The organism is Bacteroidales bacterium (genome assembly GCA_023228145.1).
GTDB lineage: Bacteria > Bacteroidota > Bacteroidia > Bacteroidales > CAIWKO01 > CAIWKO01.
This window is the reverse complement of the sequence record JALOBU010000007.1, coordinates 113682-134662: the sequence shown is the minus strand read 5'-3', so window position 1 is coordinate 134662 and position 20981 is coordinate 113682. Positions and strand designations below refer to the sequence as shown.

Genomic DNA, 20981 nt, shown 5'->3' with positions numbered 1-20981 from the left:
ACCAATAAAAAATCAATTATCTCTTTCTTTGGCAACAATTAAAGAAGATGAAAATTCAAGGTCTTTTCCCGAAGATGAATATCAATTTGATGAATTTGATATTGAAAAATTTCAAGAAGAAAATCCTTGGTATACTGAAGAATGGTTTGCAAAAAACAAATCTAAACTTGATAATTATTTTGATTGCTATGTTACATTTAAACAGGCACGGTTGGAAATTATGAACGAGCCACGTTTAACGTATTTTTTAGTTTGCTTGTATGAATGCTTTTAAAGGATTGATGTCAGGATAGTATGAGAATTTGCAACGTGAAGTTTTTTCTTCTAATCCCAGCGCAAGAATTAAACATCACTGGCAAAAATTGACAAAAATTATTATTTTATTAATATTCTGTTATTAATTATATTTGTTATCGTATTAATACGTTTGAAAGCAGTTGTAGCTGTATTGTTAGCAAGCCAGTAGTTAGCGTTCATTGAAATAGCAGACAAAAAATATGTACTCCACAATTGAAAAATTAATATTGACCACAAAATGAGACTATGAAAAAATTAATTATTTCAGGATTTCTGGCAATTTGTGCATTGTTCTCTTATTCTCAAAGCTATCAGATTAAATTCCTTGCTTATGGGCCAGGGACTGTTGTCCCAAAGCCAGGTGGTGGTACGAGGTCATCATTGACGGGACATATGTTCATCGCATTTTATAAAAATGGAGATGTTGATGTTGTTAAAGGTTTTACTCCTGATGAACAAAGTTACTGGACACAAAGTGAACTTTCTGACCAAGCATACTTAATTGATTATGCTACTAAGTCATACACAGCAGATGTCACTTCTGATAAATATAATCAGGCCAAAGGAATTCAAAAATCAGGCTACTTTTTTTGTTTTAATGATTGCGTTACATACGCAAATAATGTAGCCACTGCTATTGGACTTAAAACCCCCAGTTTGTCTGATGCAATTGCAAAACCTATTACTTACATAGAATATTTGATTAATAATAAGGAAGAAGCAATAAAATTTATTAATAAACTTTTGAATGATTATTCTGATAAAGAAATTACAAGGGATGGTGTTGTGAGTTTAAGCGGTTGTTACTTTATATATAAATTTAAAAGTAGCGACGGGGTCTGTAATGTCACCGTAACAATTGATTTAAGTAATGTTATATTAGAAGAAGGCGATGGTGTGTTTTTTTATTCTGAAGATAATGTAATAAAAGAAATATGGCTGGGAGGCCCTCTTTATGGCTGTACTGATGGTGAAGAAACAAAGAAAAATTATTTTAATTTTTCTTCGGAATTTGAATTAGACAATCAATCATTTATAAATAATAACTATTCAATGCGCTTAAAAGAAACTATACAATTTTTAATTAATCAAGCTAAAAAGTGAATGTGAAGAAATAGAGTTGTGTTGAATAAATATTAATAAGGCGAAGTATATTAAATTATTAAAATTTATTTATTGAAAGAATACTCTCAACGAAACGCTAATTAAGTCGGCTGCCCCCCTCAACCCCCTTCCTCCAAAAATCATCAGCCTGGGGCACTTTTATAATTCTAGATTAGTTTGGTTTTGGGAGTACGGTGAAATAACAACTTTTAGACAGGAGTGTATGTCTCATCCAAAATCCCTGTAAATTCAAGCTCCTTATCCAACAATTTTGCCATATACATAACAAGTATCTCAAGTTGTTTGTGGCCAGTGCAGGACATGATATTGTTAAGACTCACTTTATTTATAACCATTAATGAAATAAAAGTTTTTCTTCCAGTTTTTGAAGAAATACACTTGTATTTTTCAACAAAGTCAGTTGTTGTGTCGTTTTTCTTGGTTGAATCAATTGCAATTTTATATAAACATAGTTCCTGTTTTTTAAGCAATGCCTTTATATTATCGTTAAAAGTTTGTTCCACAACACCAATGTTGTAGTTGTGTTTTTCGAGAATTTCCTGTGCTGTGGGATTCAGTGGAATTTCAACCTTTTCATTTGTTTTTTGAGTATATAGTTCAAGCACAGGGATATTATTTCCATTTTTTGATTTATGAATTGATATCATTTCTTTTACAACTCTTTTTGCATCGCTTATTCTCAAACCAGTATAACACAAGAACAACATTATGTCTCTTGTTTTTTCTTCATCCTTTGTTAGATTCTTAAGGTTTTTCAATTGTTTTAGTTCATCTATTTTAAAATAAACAATTTCTTTTTGTGGTTTATATTTAAGTGAAGATTTCACATCAAAGACCTCAGTTGGTAAATGATATTTCTTTTTTACTGACTTCAAGAAATATTTAATCATAGCATATCTCTTCTTTCCAGTTGTGTTTCTAAATCTCCCCATTAAATAAATATCCAACTCTATCATGAACTCTTCCTTTATATCACTCATGTATTTGTATTTTTTCAATTCGCAAAAATCATTAATAATATTTCCAACACAGATATAATTTCTAACAGTACTATGGGGATGTTTTTGCTTATATTTAATCATAAATTCATCATAAACAGACTTAATCTTATCTTTCCCTTCTTTGGGTTTTTCCACAACCTTACTGTATTCATTTTTTAACCACTCGACTGAAGGAAAATCCTGGTTTTTTACATGATAATTATCTATTAACTTTTGAATCTCCCCCAATTTATCCCTTATTATTTTGTTGTTTAATATATACCCATTTACAGTTTTATTAAATTCCATACCATCAAAATCGCCAATATTTTTAATTTTGCAGCCTGTGTTGAAATATGTTTTTTTACTATTTTTACTGTAGTAAATTACAACAGCATTTCGGTGAACTTTAACTTGCGCATTCATATATATTGTTTTTGCATTTGTAGAATAATCGTAGAACTTTTTGCACAAATATAATAAAAATTTAATAAAATAATAATACAATTAAATTGATAAAATACACTCAGAATAGTTGTTTGAACAAGTGCTTGAATAAAATCTGATTAAAAACTAATAAAATAAATGATGTCCGCTTGGTACCTCAAAAGTGTATTGAAAATCAGATAGTTACAACGAATAAACCAACGATTTTATTCCTGATTTTTAAAAAAATTGCCCCTGTTTCTTACTAGGATGAAAAAGAACCTGACAACAGGTTCTTTTTTTGCATAATTGTAACCCTGCAAAATAATGGAATGTAGTTCCTGTTAAACAAAGAAATATTCCTTCCGAGATCATACATTATCCTTTTTATTTAAGCAGTTGGCAATTTCCCGGAAACTTTCAAGCCCGGCTTCAAGATTTTCGATGATTTCCATGGCCAAAACATCCGGATCGGGTAAATTATCAAGGTCGGCGAGTGATTTATCTTTGATCCAGGTGATGTCAAGACTGGTTTTATCACGATTTATGATATCATCGTAAGTGAATTTGCGCCAGCGGCCTTCAGGGTTTGTGTCTGCATTCCATGTCTCTTTTCTTTTGAACCTGTTTTTTGGATTATAGCACTTGATAAAGTCCGTCAGATCATCCAACTTGAGCGGATTTTTCTTTAACGTGTGATGAATGTTGGTTCTGTAATCATAAAACCAGACCTCTTTTGTCCACGGATTTTTTGCAGCAGGCTTGGCATCGAAGAATAGTACATTTGCTTTGACACCCTGCGCATAAAAAATACCGGTAGGCAGGCGCAAAATGGTATGCAGGTCGGTTGTCTCCAGTAATTTTTTGCGGACAGTCTCCCCGGCGCCACCCTCAAACAGCACATTGTCGGGGACAACAACGGCTGCCTTGCCGGTAGTCTTCAATAATGTCTTTATATGCTGAACAAAATTCAATTGTTTGTTGCTCGTGCTTGCCCAAAAGTCCTGGCGGTTGTATGTGAGGTCTTCTTTTTCCTGTTCGCCTTCTTCGTTGGTGAAGGTCATACTGCTTTTTTTACCGAAAGGAGGGTTGGTAAGCACATAATCTACCCGCGTTCCGGGATCGGCAACCAAAGAATCCGCTGAGGAAATAAAATTTTCGCTGTCTATATCGCCGATGTTGTGCAGAAAGAGGTTCATCAATGCGAGACGGCGGGTGTTGGCCACAATTTCGTTGCCGGTAAAGGTTTTGAATTTCAGAAATTCCTTTTGATCTTTATCAAGGTCATGGTTTTTTACCAGAAAATCATAAGCTGCCAGAAAAAAACCACCGGTGCCACAGGCAGGATCGGAAATGGTTTTCTTTGGTTCGGGTTGCAGGCATTCCACCATGGCACGGATCAGCGCACGGGGCGTAAAATATTGCCCGGCGCCGCTCTTGGTATCTTCGGCATTTTTCTCTAACAGTCCTTCATAAATATCGCCTTTCACATCTGCGCCCATCATTACCCAGTTCTCTTTGTCTATCATGTCAATGAGCTTGTATAGCTTGGCTGGATCCTGAATTTTGTTCTGGCTTTTGGTAAATATCTGTCCAAGTATTCCTTTTTCTTTGCCAAGTTCGCGCAATAGTTTTGTGTAATGTGATTCCAGTTCGGCACCTCGTTTTTCCACTAAACTTTCCCAGGCATATTCTTTGGGTATCGGTAGTTTTCTTTTATAAGGTGGTTTGGAATATTCATCCGCCATTTTCAGAAAAAGCAGATAAGTTAGTTGTTCAAGGTAATCGCCATAACTCACACCATCATCTCGGAGGGTGTTGCAGAAGGACCAGACTTTTGAGATTATTGCGTTTGTTGTCATTTCAATTTTGCTTTCATTTTCTCTGTTATATAATAGCCGCCCGTTCTCGGAGCACCCTTAAATTCAATAAGCCTCAGTTTTTTAGCTATTCTCAAATATCTCTCAACAGTTGGTTTTGATTTACCTATTCTTGAAACGATATCAATTGTGTTAACTCCTTCATTATTAAGAATTAAATTAAAAACTCTTATGATTTCTGCCCTTACACCATCATTTACACCATCATTTACACCATCATTTACACCATCACTTATAGCATCATTTACAGCATCACTTACAGCATCATTTGCTCCCTCAACTGCTCCCTCAACTACTCCCTCAACTACTCCCTCAACTGCACCGTCAACCAATGTGATATTCACAGGAACAATAGTTTTAAATACATTACCTTCTATAAACTGTGGTTTTTTACCAGGAGCATATTCGTTAATAAATTCATTCACATTCATTACGCCCGAACCCAGTTCATCAACACGGCCAAGCTGAATGAAAAATTTGGCAATAAGCGGGTTTTTGGGATATGGAGCAAAATCATCAACTGAGATAAGGCCTTCCCCGTTAGGATTATTAGCATTCTCAGTTTCTACCCTGTCTTTATATATGATAAATCTGGCAGGTAATGCATTGGTATATTCCCTGTGTACAATCAGGTTGGCAACAATTTCACGGAAAATTTTTGTACGGAGACTAACTCGTTGATCGCCTTCCATGTAAAACTTATCCGGCAAATGTTTACTTACAAAATCCATTAGTTTTTCGTAAGCTTCAATCAGATTCGTCTGGATATATTCCCGGTCGTCATATCGTTCTGTGTTTTTAATCCGGACTAAAGCATCAATTTTATAATGTGGTAAAATCTGTTGAATTACGTCATCTTTGCCGAAAGATAAAGCTGCGGCTAAGGTATAACCTTCCTGTCCTGTTTGATAATCACGTTTCCATAAACCTGCCTTTTCAAGCAACTGTTGGTCGTTTAAGGCAAGCCATGGATGATCAGCCTTGTTACTATGTATCAGATTTCTGATTTTAGGAAATAATTCTGCCTTGAAATCGTCAAACCGCAATGCGGGATATATGATTCCTTCAGTATAAAAAATACGCTTTCTGTTGTATATTTCTGCTATTTGATGGGCTTGATTGACCTTGAAATCCCCATCATTACTCCGGTCAAAAACAATGTTGGCAGTTTTATGTACCTGCGAGCTGGCAGGAACCTGAACCTGAATTAACCATTTGTCTTCAATTTGGTGGGTTTGAGGAAACAGAATAAACGGAGGGTCAAGTTTTTTTGGATTGTTGGAGAGATTAACCAGATTGGTTACTATGGTTGACATTTTTGATTGCTCAACACCCCTGATATTGCCATTATCATCAGCACCTAAAATAATATCACCGCCATCGCGGTTGAGCATGGCACAAATGGTTTCAAATAAGTTTTCTGGTAGCGCAGTTTTTGCCTCCTTAAATTCAAGGCGTATGTTTTCTTTTTGCTTTAGTAGTCGTCTAACTCTGTCAATGTTCATTTTACAACCTGTTTTTTACTTAATCCAAAATTATACTAATCTTCCTTCAAATGCTTGTTTCAATATACTTTGTCGCAGCCCCTCGCTTTGCTGCAAGCCGTTATTTATGGTTTCTTCAATTTTGTCGCAAACGGTGAGTTTGCTTTCTAATTCAGATACGATTAGCTGTTGATCAGAGATCGGCGGAAGAGGAATATCAAAATTTCTCAATGATTTTAACGCGACAGTTTTTTGTGCCGTTCCTGTTGCTGTTTCTGTAGCTTGTTTAAAAATTTGAGGTGATTGTAAAATATAAAAAAGCCATTTGGTATTTGTTGATTTTTGAGGGCGTATTAAACCGATGTGTCTTTGAAAACAAAACTTTTTATCAAAATTTATTAATACAGGAATACCAAAAGAACCCGTAACACTATATAAAATATCCCCTTTTATAGGTTTTCTGCTTTCTTTTAACTCATTGTAATACTTTTCTGTCATAAACATAGTTTGAGAAAAGTCAATAGTATTATTTTTTATATTTGAGATTGTAATAAACGGAATACCGCTTTCAGATTTTGGTGGTGGCAAATGGTCTCCATCTGAAACAAGCACTGAAAGTTCACTTAGTTTTTTCATTCTCCACCCCTCCGGCAACTCACCGTTCCTGTATTTTTCTTTTCCTTCGGCAGCCATTGCCAATTCTGAATTCTGACTTCTAAATTCTGACTTCGTAAGTTTTCCTTCAAACGCCCATTTCAGCAAACTCTGCCGGTAAACTTTTAATTGTTGTTGTGCGGTTTTTAAGCTCTCGACACCTTTGTCCAACTCACTAAAAAGCTCTTCGATTTTGGAGACGATGAGTTGTTGGGTTTCTTTTGGTGGAATTAGTAATTCATAATTCCAAAGTAAATTAGGATCAACATGAGGGATGCCAACACCTTTTGCTCTTGTATTTATTTCAATAAACTTAGATTGTAAAAAATAATAAGCATAGTCATTATTGATGTCTGGGAAATTTAATTTAACTAAGGTGCTTCCTAACGCACCTTTTATTGATTTACCGACAAAACCCGATCGAGAGCCGTCCCAAACCATTAAAAAATCATCCTTTTCGCAAAGAACACAACCAACACCATCAGTGTATTCATCAATTACATTTTTTTCGAATGCTTTGATATTAACATAAGGAATAGAACATTCTTTTGTTTTTACTTTTGAAATTCGTTTGGGTTTCTTTCCTTTCACAGAAACGACATACTCTCCAAGTTTTTTTACTTGCCAGTGTTTGGGGATGTTGTTTAGTTTACTCATGCTTTTTTTTCTTCATTGGGGCGTTTCGGTATGTTTCCTTCTTCGTCGGAAACACTCAACGCCCCGTTTTCTTCATCGCTCTCTGAGTGGTTGCGCAGCAATTGTACCGAAGAGAGCGATTTGTCGTGATTGCGAAGCAATCGTACCGAAGAGAGCGAATTGTTGTAGTTACCTTGCAATTGTATCGGAGAAAGCAAATTTAAAAAATGTTTCTATCAGCTCTTTGTGAATTATTTAGTTTGTTCAATATTTTTTATCTTTTCATTGGGGCGTTTCGATACGTTTCCTCCGTTGTCGGAAACACTCAACGCCCCGTTTTCTTCATCGCTCTCTGAGTGATTGCGCAGCAATTGTACCGAAGAGAGCGATTTGTTGTGATTGCGCAGCAATCGTATCGAAGAGAGCGAATTTTTCAGAAATACTTTTTTAGCCAGTTGAGGTAAATCATCAAAGTTGCCGTTAATCAACGCCTCTTTCTTTTTCCTGCCCCAGCCCTGAACCTGTTTTTCACGATAGAAAGCGTTATCAATCCTGTCATATTCCTCGTAATAAACCAGTTTTACAGGAGGATATTTTTTTGTAAAGTTTGCTCCATTTCCACTCAGATGTTCCTGCCAGCGTTTTTCGAGGTCTTTGGTACTTCCGGTGTAATATTTTCCGTTAGAACAAAGCAGTATGTACATGTATCCTTTCATTTTCTATTTATTAGTTGCGGTGGTTTCGGCGTACCCTTCGACTTCGCTCATGGTACGGCTCAACCACCGTTCTTCCCCCTCCGGGCGTTGAGCGCAGTCGAAACGCCCGTTACTCCGCAGCCGAAATGCCCGATTCTATGCTGCTAATATTTCATTTAATTCATTAATAATTTCTTCTGTCTTATCTCCAAACAACTGCCACATCTTTCCCAGTCCGCCCAGGGCATTAAACGGGCTGAGGTCAAAATCATCCTTTGCAATATGAAATGATGTAGCCACATAATCTTTTATCATTCGTAGCCATTGCATTTGATCTTCATTAAATTTTTCTCCGGCGCCGGAATGTTTTTTCCATACCCAGTCCTGGAAATTCTTATCCACGGTTTTATCATAAGGTGTCAGCGTGCTGTCGAGTTCGCAAACCCTGCGCACCAGCGATACCAATGCAATCAGATCGTTTTTGGGCGAGCCGTTTGTTTGTTCAATGGCGGCGTAAGCGTGCCAGACTTTCATTGGCGCCATGGCCGGTTTGTCTGCCTTTAATTGCTCAAGTAGTTCTTTAATCATTTTATAGGTCAGTTCACGGCGGCGGTATGGCTGTCCGTAAAATATCTGCAGAGCAGTTATTTCTTCTTTGTTGGCTTCAATGTATGACTTAAAATCGCTGATAATTTTATTTGCATGTTCGGCTGATTGCTCTTCCCAACCCGCAAACTCAAGCTTGTCGGGATTGATAATATCAATCACCTGTTCATGTGCCTTGCGGACATTTTCAATGTATGTGTTCAATTCCCCGTGGAACGTGCAGGCGGCTTGTTCAATCATTTCGGATTGAGCATTATTGACGGCGGTTTCAATTTCGTTAGATGTAGCCGCAGGATTATTTTTTAAAATGTTATCGCTGATTTCTTCTAAAATGTCCGGATTGTAGGCATTCAACAACTCTTTTGCAACCTGGCTAATGGATTTACCTTGTGCTTTTTCTGCAAACTTTGTTTTTTCAGTTTCGGATATTTGTTTGTCCAACCGTATCAGCCGGTTTGCCAAAGAAGAAAATAATTCTTCATCACGTGCGCCAACAGTTATTGCCATGAGCAGATCTTTCAGCGGAATACCCGGTTTTTTCTCCAGAGGGCGGCTGTCCGTTTTAAGTGATTTAGTTACTCCAACCGCATCAACAATTACAAAATGGTCTTTAGTGTATTGCGCCGATGGCGTTACTTTTTTCAGGTCGTCCAGATCAATCACACGTGTGCCGCGGCCTTTCATCTGTTCAAAATAATTACGGCTTTTAACATCCCTCATAAAAAGCAGGCACTCCAATGGTTTTACATCGGTACCGGTAGCGATCATGTCAACGGTGACGGCTATGCGCGGATAGTAATCGTTGCGGAATTGTGCCAGCACCGATTTGGGGTCATCAGAATTATAAGTTATCTTTTTGCAGAAACGGTTTTCTTCGGCAAATTCTTCCCTTGCTATTTGAATAATATCATCGGCATGGCTGTCGGTCTTCGCAAAGATGAGGGTTTTTGGGACTTCATCCCGGTACGGAAAAATTTCAGGCAAACGTTCTTTAAATGTCCTGATAATTTCCCTTATCTGATTCGGATTTACTACAGCATTGTCGAGCTGTTTTGCCGAATATACCACATCTTCATCCAGTTGTTCCCAGCGTTTACGTCGGGTTAGCTTTTCGCGGAGATCAACATATTCGCCTTTCCATACAGCGCCACCTTTTTTTGAGATGGCGGTTTCAATAAGATATACGTTAAAACCCACATTTACACCGTCAACCACGGCTTGCTCGTGAGTGTATTCGCTTACGATATTCTGATTGAAAAATCCAAAGGTGCGGTTATCTGGTGTTGCCGTTAGGCCGATCAGAAATGCATCAAAATAATCGAGTACCTGTTTCCACAAGTTGTAAATGCTGCGGTGACATTCGTCGATCACGATAAAATCAAAAAATTCGAGGGGGACTTTTTCATTATATGCCACTGGAACAGGTTCGCGTTTTCCCCATTGTATTTCGCCCGGGTTGGTTTCTTCTGCGCTTTCGTCGAGTTCTTCCTCTTTTAAAATGGAATACAAACGCTGTATGGTGCTGATGCATACCTGACTGTCGGTTGCTACATATGAAGACCGTAATCGTTGAACATTATATAATTCTGTGAATTTCCTGTTGTCATCGGAAGGGACATAAGCCATGAATTCCTGTTCGGCTTGTTCGCCAAGATTTTTTGTGTCAACTAAAAAAAGTATCCGTTTGGCATCACAAAATTTCAGCAGGCGGTAGATAAATGTAATGGCTGTAAAGGTTTTTCCCGAACCCGTAGCCATCTGAATCAGCGCCTTTGGCCTGTTTTCTTTAAATGATTGGTCAAGGTCGGTAATAGCTTTTATCTGGCAGTCACGTAATCCATTAGTTGGCAAAACAGGGAGATTAAACAGCCTTTTCCTCAAAGATTCCGGTTTTCGTTGCCATTCGCGAAAGGTTTCAGGCTTGAAAAATGTAAAAACAGGGCGGGAGCGGGGCTTTGGATCAGTATAATCGGTAAAGCGTGTTAACTCTCCGGTGCTTTCGTAAACGTAGGGCAGGGGATCGTTATTCAGGTGTTTCAATTTGCTGGTAGCATAATCTGTTGACTGGTCCTCAACAGTGGTAAGCCGCACTCCTTCTTCATCACGTTTGGCTTCTATGATACCAACAGGCTTGCGGTCAACAAACAGCACATAATCAGCCGGCCCGACATCGGTAAGATACTCACGTACGGCCACACCAATACCCGCACCAAGGTTTAGTTGTTCCTTGTTTTGAACAACCCACCCACAGGCGATCAACTGCTTATCAATATTGTCGCGGGCTTTTTGTTCGGGGTTCTGGTTAATATCCTGAGACATTTTACTGAAATAAACCCCTAAAATACTAAAATTGTTAACGCGTATTAGCATTATTGCCAAATAATGACTAATGAAAAACTATATTATTTCCACTATTATTTATGTGTAAATATTTTTTACGGCTTTTAACGCATATCCGTAAATTATCCGTAAATAAACGTAAAAATGCTACCGCAAAAATTTTGTTTAGTAGCTATTCTGGAAAATAGTTTAAAAAAAATTTTGTTTTTTAATATTAGGCGAATATGAGCATTTATAAAAATGCGTTATTGGCTTATTTAAAACGCTTAATAAATACTTATAATGATTTTTATAAAAAGAATACGATATTGTTGTATGAAAATAATTTATATAACTTATTTACACTCAAACCCGGCGAGTTCAAGTGAGTCTTTGTATGCCAAAAAATCTGACCTGTTAAAATAATCACCCTCACAAATAATATCTCTCTCATCGCCAAATTTACAGGTATAGCATTCTTTGTAACATGAAGTAAAAACAACTGGTGTGATAACAAGGCTCAACAATATAATTATCTTTTTCATCATTAAAAAATTTAACTATCCGATGACAAATATAGTAAAGATATGGTCAATGATATTATAACATTTCAATATTCTTTGTAATATTTGCAAGGGGATGTATTTTTTGTAAAAATAGATTATACCATTACTTAGATTAAATGAGTCAAAAACGAAATTTTGATTTTGTCATGGTGTTTTATTGAACGCCAGAATTTAAAGAAATAATGTTTAAATGCTTTTGAAACTTTGAGAGGTTCTGGCTTATAAAGTAATTTTATTTACAAAACTTATTGAAATTGGTTTCCGATACCTTGCTGCCCAGTTCCATGGCGGTTTTCCAATCGTTGCATGCTTCATCAAAAAGGTTGAGTTTATATTTTGCATAAGCCCTGTTGGAATATGCCTTTGAATATTTAGGGTTAATCTCAATAGATTTGGAATAGTCTTCAATGGCTTCGCCAATTTTATCTTGTTTGTCTTTGCACAAACCACGGTTTAAGTATGTTTCATAGTCGTCAGGATTATGGCTCAGCACTACATTATAATCATTGATAGCTTCGTCGTATTTCTTAAGCTCATAACGAGTTAATCCACGGTTATAGAAAGCATCGTAATATTTTTCATTGTATTTAATACACATAGAGTAATCTGTTTCTGCATTAACAAAATCTTTCATTTCATATTCCGTAAAAGCTTTGTTGTAGTATGAGTTTGCATAATCGGGTTTTATTTCGATAGCTTTATTATAATCATTAAGCGCTTCTTTATATTTTTTAAGTCTGGCGTATGCCATCCCCCTTGCAATGTAAGCCCTGTAATCCGATACAGATAATTTAATTACACTGCTATAATCGTTGATTGCTGCTTCATAATTACCCATAACATTGTGAGTCATACCACGATTGTAAAATGCATCAATATATTTTGGTTGAATGCTTATGGATTTGCTGTAATCTTTTAAAGCTCCGGGATAATCTTTCATTAAATATTTAGAATATCCTCTTACAAAAAATGCCCTTGAGCGAGAGGAATCTTTTGCAATGGCAATGTTGCAATCTTCAATAGCTTCGATATCTTTTCCCAGGTTGCTGTTGATAATTGCCCGATTTAAATACACATCTGCATCGTCCGGGTTTATAATGATAGCAGTATTATAATCATCCAATGCATTTTGAAAATTACCTATCGAACTATAAGACATAGCCCTGTATACGTAAGCATCGGCATATTTTTCCTTTGCGTTAATGGCTTGTGTAAAATCAAGAATAGCGTCCACATAAAATCCTTCTTTGTATTTTTTTTCGCCGGATTTGAAAAATTCAGAAGCCGTTTGAGACAATAAAATCACCGGTAAAAAAAATAAAATAAAAAAAATAATATCTGGCTTTTTCATCTTCGTTTTTTTAACAAAGGTATGAATTTAAATTGTTAAATAGTATTGATTTAATATTTGCAGAAATCATTATTTTTATTGTAATTTTGCAATAAATTATAAGGCATGGTATACCTTACAAGACGAGAAAGATTTAATGCTGCTCACAGGCTTTATCGTGAAGATTTTTCAGACGAAAAGAACGTGGAAATATTTGGAAAATGTTCGAATCCACTATGGCATGGGCATAATTACGAGCTATTCGTTACGGTTTGCGGTCCTGTCAATCTCCAAACCGGATTTGTAATGAATTTAAAATTATTAAGCAAAATCATTAATGATTATATCATAGAAAAATTTGACCATAAAAATCTCAATCTTGAAGTGGATTTTATGAAAGGGAAAATGATTTCAACAGAAAACATAGCTATTGCTGTCTGGGAGCAGATCAATGCTCCCATAGCAGCACATAATGTCAAATTACATTGTGTTAAAATATGCGAGACAGAAAATAATTATGTAGAATATTTTGGAGAATAAAATCATAGAATAATGAATGTTATAGATAAATCAATCATAGAAGAAAACGAAATTGACGATACCCCTGCTAAAATTACACCAGACAACCCCAAATTAATAAAAGAGTTATCAGCACAATATAAAAAAGTACTGGGACTGATTGGTGAAAACCCTGAGCGGGAAGGATTGCTAAAAACACCGGAAAGGGTTGCAAAAGCGATGCTGTACTTAATGCACGGATATGAATTAAACCCAATGGAAATTTTTCGTTCTGCGATGTTTAAGGAAGATTACAAACAGATGGTAATTGTGAAGGATATTGAAATTTATTCGATGTGCGAACATCATATGCTTCCTTTTATCGGGAAAGCACACGTTGCGTATATTCCTAACGGGTACATAGTCGGTTTAAGTAAAATTCCCCGCGTAGTAGATGCTTTTGCCCGCCGCTTGCAAGTTCAGGAACGCCTTACTTCGCAAATAAAGGATTGTATTCAGGATACTTTAAAACCTCTGGGCGTCGCTGTAGTTATTGAAGCCCACCATCTATGTATGATGATGCGCGGCATACAAAAACAAAATTCTGTTACTACAACATCTGATTTTACAGGAGCATTTTTGGTGGATAAAACCAGAACAGAATTTCTCACACTTATAAGTTCAACTTTACATTAAGAGCTTAAAATAAATTTTTATTATATGAATTACAACGAAGAAAAATATCATCTTAGCACAAGCGAAATAAACCAAACTACATCATTGTCTCGGACTTTCATGGCTCGTGTTTTTTCATGGATGTTCCTCGCATTAACAGTTACTGCCGTTACTGCATTTATTTGGGTTGCAAACCCCTCCTTAATGCAAACTTTGATTAAACCAGAGGGAGGATTGTCGATGTTGGGATGGATAGTTATGCTGGCACCCCTAGGTTTTGTTTTATTAATGTCATTTGGTTTTCAGAAACTTTCCGCACCCCTGATGATGCTGTTGTTTATAGTTTATTCGGTATTGATGGGCATGAGCTTCAGCTTTATTTTTCTGATTTATGAAATAAGTACAATAGGAATTACTTTTGCGATTACTGCAGGCATGTTTGGAGTGATGGCAGCAACAGGATATGTGACAAAAACAGACCTGACAAAATTTGGTTCCATTTTGATGATGGGCGTTATAGGAATTATTATTGCCATGCTGGTGAATTTTTTTCTGAAAAGTGAAACAATGAGTTATGTTATAAGTGTTATTGGAGTACTAATATTTACTGGCCTTACTGCCTATGATGTTCAAAAGCTGAAACGTATTGGAATGAGTATTGACAACGGTAGCACTGTTGCAACAAAAATGACCATTATGGGGGCACTTACATTATATCTGGATTTTATTAACCTTTTTTTGTTTTTGCTTCGTTTATTTGGAGGCAGAAAATAGTTTTTACCAATAAAGTTATTTTATGAAAGCATATGTTTTCCCTGGGCAGGGAGCTCAATTTGTAGGTATGGGTAGGCAACTGTACGAAAATTTTGAGACAGGAAAAGAATTATTTGAACAAGCAAATGAAATATTGAATTTTCGTATCACAGATTTAATGTTTAGCGGAACGGAAGAAGACTTAAGACAAACAAAAGTAACACAACCTGCGATTTTTCTTCATTCAGTAATTCTGGCCAAAGTGATGGGAGAAAATTTTATCCCGGATATGGTTGCAGGCCACTCTTTAGGCGAGTTTTCTGCGTTGGTGGCTTCTCAAGCTTTGTCATTCGAAGATGGTTTGCTACTGGTGTCAAAACGCGCCGAAGCTATGCAGGAAGCTTGCGAAATAACCCCATCCACTATGGCTGCAATCATAGGCATTGCTGATGATAAAGTGAAAGAAATACTTGATGATATTGATGATGTTGTTGTCGCCGCAAATTATAACAGCCCCGGGCAAATTGTTATTTCCGGAACTGTAAGCGGTGTCAATAAAGCATGCGAACTGATAAAGGCTGCCGGCGCACGAAGAGCATTGCCTCTGAGTGTTGGCGGAGCTTTTCATTCTCCATTGATGGAACCTGCCAGAGAAAAATTAGCATATGCTATTGAAAACACATTATTCAGCAAACCACTTTGTCCCATATATCAAAATGTCGACGCCAAACCATCAACAGATCCAGATATTATTAAATCTAATTTAAATGCTCAATTAACATCTCCTGTTTTGTGGACACAGACTGTTAAAAATATGGTTGCAGGTGGTTGTACTGTTTATACAGAATTAGGACCAGGAACTGTTTTACAGGGGTTAATAAAGAAAATTGAACCTTCTGTTATAATTGAAGAAGTGAATATTTAAGTCAACAAAGCGTTATTTTTTATCTGATTTGTTTCTATCATTTTAAAGAAAAGTTTTTCTTTTAAAACATTTTTAATATAGGGTGCAGCGCTGATGTGATGAATATCAGAGCCGACAAAATCAATCAACTGGTTTTTAATAAGCCAATGGGCATTTTTTTGTATTTCTTCGGAATATATTGAAGTCAGGGATAGAAGGTTCATTTGAAAAAACACTCCACGTTCTTTAAGCTTTTTAAATGTATTCAACGTGTCTCCCCAAAACACATAGCGTTCAGGGTGAGCAATAATTATTGAAAATCCATCACTCTGCAATGAGAAAATCACATTGTGAATATCAGGATGTGTACTAAAATATGGAAATTCAATTAAAATAAAATTTTTCCCGAAACATAATAATTTCTTCTGCTTAATAATGTTGGTAAAACTTTCGTCGACCATATATTCTGCAGCAACATGTAAATCAATATCCGGGTTGATTTCTATTAACTTATTTTTAAGTTGAGAATAGCAGGAAAGTATGATATCATTTGTATTTGGGTAAGACCCGGAAATATGAGGCGTGGTGATTATTTTTTTAATTCCTATGCTTTGGAAAAAGGCAATTATTTCGAGTGATTCTTCAATCGTTTGAGCTCCGTCATCAATACCGGGAATGATATGCGAATGAATATCTATACTGTAATAGCTTTCGTAAGAAACTGCTGGTGTTTTTTTTTTGGAAAAAAAATCAGAAATTTCCATAAAGCATCTGAAAGTTTTGTTTAAACCATTTAAAAGTTATTTCAAGTCCATCTTTAATTTTAATGTCGGGCGAGTATCCAAGAATTTTTATGGCATTTGAAATGTCGGCAAGAGAATATCGGACATCACCGTGGCGCTCAGCACGGTATGATGGGTCAATAGTAGTTTGAGATATTTTTTTTAATAGAAAAAAAAGTTCATTAACAGATGTTTTACTGCCACAAGCAACATTGAAAACATTTCCTCGCGCTTCACGGTTCTTAGCAAAAGCTGCTCTTATGTTTGCCTGAACGGCATTTTCCACAAAGGTAAAATCCCGGGTTTGTTCCCCGTCCCCGTTAATAAAAGGGCTTTTACCGGTAATTAATGCATGAATAAACAAAGGTATGGCTGCTGCATATGCTCCTTGTGGGCTTTGCCTGGGGCCAAAAACATTAAAATAACGCAGGCCGACCATATCCATATTGTAACAATTTGTAAAAGCTTTGGCATATAACTCATTCGCAAGTTTTGAAACAGCATAAGGAGATAAAGGGTTGCCGATGTTTATTTCTTTTTTAGGTAGTTCTGCACTGTCTCCATAAACCGAAGATGAACTGGCATAAACAATCCGCTTAACTTTATTTTGTTTTGATGCTACGAGAATATTCAGGAACCCGCCAACATTAGAAAGATTGGTTGCCTGAGGGTCTTGTATGGAACGTGGAACAGAGCCCAGAGCTGCCTGATGTAAAACAAAATCAACGTCTTTTGTAGCTGTCATGCATTGTTCCGGATTACAAATATCCCCTTCAATAAACTTAACATTGCCGTGTGAAATAAAAGGTTCAATATTGTGAAAAAATCCGGTGGATAAATTATCCAAAATAATTATTTTCCCGGCATTATATTTTATGAGATATTCAACTATGTTCGAGCCTATAAACCCCGCTCCTCCGGTTATAAGAAAAGTAAACTTTGTTAAATCCTCATCATGAAAGGCTTTGCTGTACATAATTATCTGTTTGAATATTGTTCCTCGTAATATTTCTGATATGCTCCGCTCGTGATATTTTTTAACCAGGACTCGTTATTTAGGTACCATTCAACTGTTTTTTTTAGGCCGTCTTCAAAATTCAATGAAGGTTTCCACCCTAATTCATTTGATATTTTTGTTGAATCAATTGCGTAACGCAAGTCATGCCCGGCACGGTCTTTTACATAGGTTATTAATTTTGCCGAACTACCTTCTTCCCGGCCAAGTTTTTTATCCATAACACTGCAAAGTAAATGGACAAGATTAATGTTAGTCCACTCATTATTTCCTCCTATATTATATGTTTCTCCAATCTTTCCTTTGCAAAATACCGTATCAATAGCGCGGGCATGATCTTCTACATAAAGCCAGTCTCTTACGTTTTCGCCACTACCATATACAGGAAGAGGTTTGTTGTTAATGATGTTGTTTATCATTAAAGGGATAAGCTTTTCGGGAAATTGATTGGGGCCGTAATTGTTCGAGCAATTTGAAATAATGACAGGCAACCCATAAGTATGATGATATGCGCGCACCAAATGGTCAGAACTTGCTTTGGAGGCAGAGTAAGGGCTGCGCGGACTATAAGCGGTATTTTCGGTAAAAAAACCCTCCTTGCTTAAAGAACCGTAAACTTCGTCTGTTGAAATATGGTAAAAAAGTTTCCCGGCTTCATTATCTTTCCATAGTTCTCTTGCAGCATTTAACAAAGTAGCAGTACCAAAAATATTTGTAGTTATAAATTCCAAAGGGTTGGTAATGGAGCGGTCAACATGTGATTCCGCAGCAAGGTGTATTATTACATTAAAATCATATTGCTTGAGAAGATTGGAAACAGATGTTGTATCTGTTATGTCGCCCTTAATAAAAAGATAGTTTTTTTCGTTTTCAATGTCTTTCAGGTTTTCAAGATTTCCGGCATATGTTAGTTTGTCGAAGTTTACAATACGGTAATCAGAGTATTTTTTAACAAACAAGCGTACAACATGAGAACCAATGAATCCCGCTCCACCTGTAATTAATATAGTTTTATTAAACATTGTGGTATTATTAAATTTTTTTTGCCATTTGTTTTTCCCAGTTCCATGCGGATAACATCATTTCATCAAGGGTTTTTTCAGCTTTCCAGCCAAGTACATTATTAGCCAATGTGCAATCAGCCCAGATTTTTGTAATATCCCCCGGGCGGCGGCCAACAATTTTATAATTTAGTTTTTGCCCCGACACACGTTCGAAAGATTCTATAACTTCCAGCACAGAAATTCCCCTACCTGTTCCTAAGTTGAAAATTTCTGTGTCAGAACTTTTTTCTTTCTTAAGCAGGCGTTTCATCGCTTTAACATGAGCCTTTGCCAAATCAGCAACATAGATATAGTCGCGTATACAAGTACCGTCGGGGGTATCATAATCGTTACCGAAAACGCTTAAATATTCACGTTTACCAATAGCCGTTTGAGTAATATATGGTACTAAATTATTTGGGGTTCCAATTGGCAATTCTCCAATTAATGCCGATTCATGTGCGCCGATAGGATTAAAATATCTCAGCAAAACGGTTTTCAAATCCGAAACCCTTGATTGTTCAGTAATAATTCTTTCTGATATTTGTTTCGTATCTCCGTAAGGGGACATAGGGGGCAAAACAGGAGATGTTTCTTTGACGGGAAGATTTTCGGGCTGTCCATAAACAGTACATGATGAAGAAAAAACCAGTGTATTGATTTTATTCTTATGCATGCATTCAAGCAGGTTAATCAGCGAAAATAAATTATTGTGATAATATTTTATTGGAAGCATTACAGATTCACCGACAGCTTTAAAAGCGGCAAAATGTATAACCCCCTCAATATCCTGATGCCTTTCAAAAAAATTATCAAGCTGGGGCTTTGCGCACATTTCTATTTTTTCAAATATTGGAAGCTTGTTGGTTATTTTATATATTGATTGAACAACTTCCACAGAAGAGTTGGATAAATTATCAATAATGCAAACATCGTATCCATCCCGTTGTAATTCAACAACTGTATGTGCCCCTATATACCCGGTTCCCCCTGTTACAAGAATTTTCATTAAAGACTCCAGTAAGTAAGTTCTTTAATTTTACCACGATACACCCCTTTAATATCAACTAAAATACATTTATTTGCTGAAAAATTTTTAAAGAATTCTTCTTTAAGCCCTGTATATTGATTGTGAGAGACAGCGACAATAATAGCATCATATTTTCCGGCAGGTTCTTTTATTAAACCGAAACCATATTCTTCTTCTACTTCTTTGGCGTCAGCAAAAGGGTCTACGACATCAACGATTAATCCATAGGTTTTTAATTCGCTCACCACATCTGCTACTCTTGAATTTCTAATATCACTAACATTTTCCTTAAATGAAACACCCATCACAAGTACTCTGGAATTCAAAACATTTTTTCCTGTGGCAATAATTTTCTTGACAGTTTGTTTTGCAATATAAAAACCCATGGAGTCGTTCACAAAGCGTCCTGAATTTATTATCTGTGCATGATATCGGTATTCTTTTGCTTTATATGTCAGGTAATAGGGGTCAACACCAATACAATGCCCCCCGACAAGGCCTGGAAAAAATTTTAAAAAATTCCATTTGGTCCCTGCTGCTTCCAGTACTTCAAAGGTATTGATTCCCATGCGGTTAAATATAATTGAAAGCTCATTCATTAATGCAATATTTACATCCCGCTGAGTATTTTCAATAATCTTTGCCGATTCAGCAACTTTGATGCTCGATGCCCTGTGAACACCTACTTTTACAACTAATTCATAAACTTTTGCAATAATTTCCAAAGATTCCTCATCGCAACCGGAAACAACTTTCGTAATGGTTGTTATAGTGTGGTCTTTGTCTCCCGGATTAATTCGCTCGGGAGAAAATCCCACCTTAAAATCTTTAATAAATTTCAAACCAGATAACTCTTCCAATATAGGAATGCAATCTTCCTCAGTACAACCGGGATAGACCGTTGATTCGTAAACGACATAATCCCCCTTTTTAAGCACTTTTCCAACTGTACGGGTAGCTGAAAGCAAAGGATGTAAATCTGGTAAATTATGATTATCAATCGGCGTAGGCACTGCAACAATATGAAATGAGGCATTTTTCAGGTCTTCTGTGTTTGATGTAAAAATAATATCACAATTTTCAAAAGCCGAATCAGGGAGCTCTTCACTTGGGTCAATTTTATTTTTCATCTTTTCAACGCGGTCTTCTTTGATATCAAAACCAATAACCTGAATTTGTTTTGCAAATTCCAAGGCAATTGGTAGTCCAACATATCCAAGGCCAATTACGGATAGCTTTGTTTTTTTTGCTATAAGTTGTTCGTAAGTATTCATTATAAAATG

20 protein-coding genes are annotated in these 20981 nt (G+C 36.3%); 6 read left to right on the top strand and 14 right to left on the bottom strand.

The genetic code is table 11. The annotated features are described in order from the left end of the window. Together M0R16_05415 and M0R16_05410 are read left to right on the top strand one after the other, a co-directional pair. On the top strand, positions 1-274 hold a 274-nt coding region (locus M0R16_05415), incomplete at its 5' end, for a hypothetical protein (protein MCK9612322.1). Between the two features lie 269 nt (positions 275-543). Then, entirely contained in the window at positions 544-1401 is an 858-nt protein-coding gene (locus M0R16_05410) for a hypothetical protein (GenBank protein MCK9612321.1), read from the top strand. A gap of 209 nt (positions 1402-1610) precedes the next feature. Here the strand turns inward: M0R16_05410 and M0R16_05405 are convergent, their stop codons facing one another. The 9 genes from M0R16_05405 to M0R16_05365 all read right to left on the bottom strand — a co-directional run bounded on the left by M0R16_05405 (position 1611) and on the right by M0R16_05365 (position 13019). Beyond that, on the bottom strand, positions 1611-2828 hold the full coding sequence (locus tag M0R16_05405; protein MCK9612320.1) for a hypothetical protein: 1218 nt from the start codon (positions 2826-2828) through the stop codon (positions 1611-1613). A gap of 371 nt (positions 2829-3199) precedes the next feature. Next, positions 3200-4690: a type I restriction-modification system subunit M gene (locus M0R16_05400; GenBank protein MCK9612319.1), complete on the bottom strand. Its 1491-nt coding sequence runs from the start codon at positions 4688-4690 to the stop codon at positions 3200-3202. After that, entirely contained in the window at positions 4687-6213 is a 1527-nt protein-coding gene (locus tag M0R16_05395) for a putative DNA binding domain-containing protein (GenBank protein MCK9612318.1), read from the bottom strand. Before M0R16_05395 ends, M0R16_05400 begins: the two co-directional genes overlap by 4 nt. A 30-nt stretch (positions 6214-6243) precedes the next feature. Then, complete coding sequence (locus M0R16_05390) at positions 6244-7503, bottom strand: restriction endonuclease subunit S (GenBank protein ID MCK9612317.1); 1260 nt, start codon at positions 7501-7503, stop codon at positions 6244-6246. Continuing rightward, on the bottom strand, positions 7500-7700 hold the full coding sequence (locus M0R16_05385; protein MCK9612316.1) for a hypothetical protein: 201 nt from the start codon (positions 7698-7700) through the stop codon (positions 7500-7502). The genes M0R16_05390 and M0R16_05385 overlap by 4 nt, the downstream gene beginning before the upstream one ends. Positions 7701-7733: 33 nt before the next feature. Continuing rightward, on the bottom strand, positions 7734-8198 hold the full coding sequence (locus M0R16_05380; GenBank protein MCK9612315.1) for a GIY-YIG nuclease family protein: 465 nt from the start codon (positions 8196-8198) through the stop codon (positions 7734-7736). A gap of 135 nt (positions 8199-8333) precedes the next feature. Beyond that, a complete protein-coding gene (locus M0R16_05375; GenBank protein ID MCK9612314.1) occupies positions 8334-11153 on the bottom strand; it encodes a DEAD/DEAH box helicase family protein in 2820 nt (939 codons plus the stop codon). 305 nt (positions 11154-11458) lie between these two features. Next, positions 11459-11647: a hypothetical protein gene (locus tag M0R16_05370; protein MCK9612313.1), complete on the bottom strand. Its 189-nt coding sequence runs from the start codon at positions 11645-11647 to the stop codon at positions 11459-11461. Between the two features lie 253 nt (positions 11648-11900). Next, positions 11901-13019, bottom strand: coding sequence for a tetratricopeptide repeat protein (locus M0R16_05365; GenBank protein ID MCK9612312.1), 1119 nt, complete (start codon positions 13017-13019; stop codon positions 11901-11903). Positions 13020-13124: 105 nt separating this feature from the next. On the opposite strand from M0R16_05365, the gene M0R16_05360 reads away from it, so the two are divergent. The 4 genes from M0R16_05360 to fabD are packed head-to-tail and all read left to right on the top strand — an operon-like array spanning position 13125 to position 15849. Beyond that, entirely contained in the window at positions 13125-13538 is a 414-nt protein-coding gene (locus M0R16_05360) for a 6-carboxytetrahydropterin synthase (protein ID MCK9612311.1), read from the top strand. Between the two features lie 12 nt (positions 13539-13550). Beyond that, positions 13551-14192, top strand: coding sequence for a GTP cyclohydrolase I FolE (folE, locus tag M0R16_05355; protein MCK9612310.1), 642 nt, complete (start codon positions 13551-13553; stop codon positions 14190-14192). A 24-nt stretch (positions 14193-14216) separates the two neighbouring features. After that, entirely contained in the window at positions 14217-14945 is a 729-nt protein-coding gene (locus M0R16_05350) for a Bax inhibitor-1/YccA family protein (GenBank protein ID MCK9612309.1), read from the top strand. Between the two features lie 22 nt (positions 14946-14967). Then, positions 14968-15849 carry an ACP S-malonyltransferase gene (gene fabD, locus M0R16_05345; protein MCK9612308.1) on the top strand — a complete coding sequence of 294 codons (882 nt, stop codon included), beginning with the start codon at positions 14968-14970 and terminating at the stop codon, positions 15847-15849. On the opposite strand, the gene M0R16_05340 is transcribed toward fabD, so the two are convergent. From M0R16_05340 to M0R16_05320, 5 genes are read right to left on the bottom strand one after another with little or no spacing between them, the layout of a single operon-like run. Further along, positions 15846-16592: a capsular biosynthesis protein gene (locus M0R16_05340; protein MCK9612307.1), complete on the bottom strand. Its 747-nt coding sequence runs from the start codon at positions 16590-16592 to the stop codon at positions 15846-15848. The genes fabD and M0R16_05340 overlap by 4 nt on opposite strands. Next, the gene (locus tag M0R16_05335) at positions 16579-17586 is read right to left on the bottom strand and encodes an SDR family oxidoreductase (protein ID MCK9612306.1); all 1008 of its coding nucleotides are present in this window, start codon (positions 17584-17586) and stop codon (positions 16579-16581) included. The genes M0R16_05340 and M0R16_05335 overlap by 14 nt, the downstream gene beginning before the upstream one ends. A 2-nt stretch (positions 17587-17588) precedes the next feature. Beyond that, complete coding sequence (rfbB, locus tag M0R16_05330; protein MCK9612305.1) at positions 17589-18647, bottom strand: dTDP-glucose 4,6-dehydratase; 1059 nt, start codon at positions 18645-18647, stop codon at positions 17589-17591. 10 nt (positions 18648-18657) lie between these two features. Beyond that, the gene (gene galE, locus M0R16_05325) at positions 18658-19677 is read right to left on the bottom strand and encodes a UDP-glucose 4-epimerase GalE (protein ID MCK9612304.1); all 1020 of its coding nucleotides are present in this window, start codon (positions 19675-19677) and stop codon (positions 18658-18660) included. Next, complete coding sequence (locus M0R16_05320) at positions 19677-20972, bottom strand: nucleotide sugar dehydrogenase (protein MCK9612303.1); 1296 nt, start codon at positions 20970-20972, stop codon at positions 19677-19679. Before M0R16_05320 ends, galE begins: the two co-directional genes overlap by 1 nt. Between the last annotated feature and the right edge of the window lie 9 nt (positions 20973-20981).

Coding starts and splice junctions, on each gene's coding strand:
- M0R16_05390 (MCK9612317.1), bottom strand. CDS start 7,503: ATGAGTAAACTAAACAACATCCCCAAACACTGGCAAGTAAAAAAACTT.
- fabD (MCK9612308.1), top strand. CDS start 14,968: ATGAAAGCATATGTTTTCCCTGGGCAGGGAGCTCAATTTGTAGGTATG.
- M0R16_05350 (MCK9612309.1), top strand. CDS start 14,217: ATGAATTACAACGAAGAAAAATATCATCTTAGCACAAGCGAAATAAAC.
- M0R16_05360 (MCK9612311.1), top strand. CDS start 13,125: ATGGTATACCTTACAAGACGAGAAAGATTTAATGCTGCTCACAGGCTT.
- M0R16_05400 (MCK9612319.1), bottom strand. CDS start 4,690: ATGACAACAAACGCAATAATCTCAAAAGTCTGGTCCTTCTGCAACACC.
- M0R16_05380 (MCK9612315.1), bottom strand. CDS start 8,198: ATGAAAGGATACATGTACATACTGCTTTGTTCTAACGGAAAATATTAC.
- rfbB (MCK9612305.1), bottom strand. CDS start 18,647: ATGTTTAATAAAACTATATTAATTACAGGTGGAGCGGGATTCATTGGT.
- M0R16_05365 (MCK9612312.1), bottom strand. CDS start 13,019: ATGAAAAAGCCAGATATTATTTTTTTTATTTTATTTTTTTTACCGGTG.
- M0R16_05410 (MCK9612321.1), top strand. CDS start 544: ATGAAAAAATTAATTATTTCAGGATTTCTGGCAATTTGTGCATTGTTC.
- M0R16_05340 (MCK9612307.1), bottom strand. CDS start 16,592: ATGGAAATTTCTGATTTTTTTTCCAAAAAAAAAACACCAGCAGTTTCT.
- M0R16_05320 (MCK9612303.1), bottom strand. CDS start 20,972: ATGAATACTTACGAACAACTTATAGCAAAAAAAACAAAGCTATCCGTA.
- M0R16_05405 (MCK9612320.1), bottom strand. CDS start 2,828: ATGAATGCGCAAGTTAAAGTTCACCGAAATGCTGTTGTAATTTACTAC.
- M0R16_05335 (MCK9612306.1), bottom strand. CDS start 17,586: ATGTACAGCAAAGCCTTTCATGATGAGGATTTAACAAAGTTTACTTTT.
- M0R16_05375 (MCK9612314.1), bottom strand. CDS start 11,153: ATGCTAATACGCGTTAACAATTTTAGTATTTTAGGGGTTTATTTCAGT.
- galE (MCK9612304.1), bottom strand. CDS start 19,677: ATGAAAATTCTTGTAACAGGGGGAACCGGGTATATAGGGGCACATACA.
- folE (MCK9612310.1), top strand. CDS start 13,551: ATGAATGTTATAGATAAATCAATCATAGAAGAAAACGAAATTGACGAT.
- M0R16_05370 (MCK9612313.1), bottom strand. CDS start 11,647: ATGAAAAAGATAATTATATTGTTGAGCCTTGTTATCACACCAGTTGTT.
- M0R16_05395 (MCK9612318.1), bottom strand. CDS start 6,213: ATGAACATTGACAGAGTTAGACGACTACTAAAGCAAAAAGAAAACATA.